1 protein-coding gene is annotated in these 1,505 nt (G+C 65.9%); it reads right to left on the bottom strand.

The genetic code is table 11. The features are described 5' to 3' along the window. Positions 1–33: 33 nt before the first annotated feature. Positions 34–1,341, bottom strand: a complete 1,308-nt coding sequence (locus tag AB0C19_RS33505; RefSeq protein WP_357191977.1) for an IS4 family transposase — start codon at positions 1,339–1,341, stop codon at positions 34–36. Positions 1,342–1,505: the final 164 nt, after the last annotated feature.

The following is a 1,505-nucleotide window of genomic DNA, read 5'->3' as shown; positions in this document are numbered from 1 at the left end:
CAACGCCGTTCAGTTAAGTGGTTGGTGTGGTCGTCAAGGGTCGGGGATGACGATGTCGATACTGGTGGTGGCTTGGTAGCTGCGCCGGTCGATGGTGGGGCCGCGGGCTTGGTATTTGCTGTTTGAGCGTTTGATCATGCGGGTTTTGGTGCGTAGGCGGCGTTCGGGCAGTAGGTGGGCCAGGACGTCGGCGCCGATGACGCCGACCAGATCGATGACGGTGTCGGCCAGCACGCCGGCGGCGTGCACGATCTGGTCGCGGGCGGTGTTCAGGGCGGTGGTAAAGCTGGCGCGGTCGGGGTCGAGGCCGGGTCGGCTGTCGGTGGCGTCGACCATCGCGGTGCGTAGTAGTTGATAGACGCTGAGCAGGGCGTAGATCTCTTGCTGGATGCCGTCGGGGGTGCGGGCGCGTAGGACTCGTCCGCCCAGGATTGAGGATTTGAGTTCGAGGTAGGCGCTCTCGATCTCCCAGCGCTGGTGATAGAGCCGGATCAGTTCGGCGCTGGGATGGGTGACTGGGTTGAGTAGGGTGGTGATCAGCCGGTAGCCGCCGGTGTGGGTGCCCGCGGTGGTGGTGATGCTGATCTGCGCGTCGATGACTCGGATCGGCTGCCCGCCGATGATGGAGGAGAAGGATCCGTCGTGATGGCGGCGCAGGGTCGGTAGCTTGCGGCCGGTCTTACAGCGGATCAGCAGATGCGCGCCGGTGGCGGCCAGAGTGATGATCAGGTCCGCGGCGGCGTAGTTTCGGTCGGCCAGCAGCAGCATCCCGGGCCGCAGGCTGCGACAGAGGTGGCGGGCCTGGTCGAGTTCCCCGACGCTGACCGGGTCGAACACGGCGTCCAGCACTGAGCGGGTGCCGCAGGACAGCAGGGCGCTGAGCCGTAGTTGCGGATAGCCGGAACCGCCGTTGTTGCAGCGTTGTTTGGCATAGCGACCGCTGTTGGCGGCCGAGTCCGCGACCGTCAGGAACGTTCCGTCGACCACGGTCAGTAGCAAACCCCGCCAGCGCACCTGAGCGGCGCTGGTGACGGCCGGCCCGCGCAACAGATCGAACAGGGCCTGCACCGGTTGCGGACCGAGACGTTGCCGGGCTTGGCGCAGGGCACTGCCGGTGGGCGCCACGAGTGGCAGGCCGGACAACCCGCTGGTCAGCTTGGACCACACCTGCCGGTATCCGAGTTCGGCGAACAGGCATCCCGCGAGCAGCAGATACATCACGACCCGGGCCGGCAACAGCCGAACCCGCGACTGCGTTCGCCTGGTCACGGCCAGGACATCATCGACCATCTCGAACGGCACCAGCCGAGTCAGCTCGCCCAGATGACCCGGCGCGAACACCCCCGCAGCTACCCTCACCGTCCGGGTTATGGCAATCTGATCAGCCAGCGGAGCTCCAGGTTCAAGGGCGTCTTAGAGTGACCACCCTCTATACCGGAGCTCCGCTGCTTTACGCCTCAGACACGCCTTGACGATCCGCCCAACCGCTTAACTGAACGGCGTTG

The sequence above is a fragment of the Micromonospora sp. NPDC048842 genome (genome assembly GCF_040649935.1).
GTDB classification, from domain to species: domain Bacteria; phylum Actinomycetota; class Actinomycetes; order Mycobacteriales; family Micromonosporaceae; genus Micromonospora; species Micromonospora hortensis.
The sequence above is the reverse complement of the archived record's forward strand: the minus strand, read 5'-3'. Positions and strand labels throughout refer to the sequence as shown.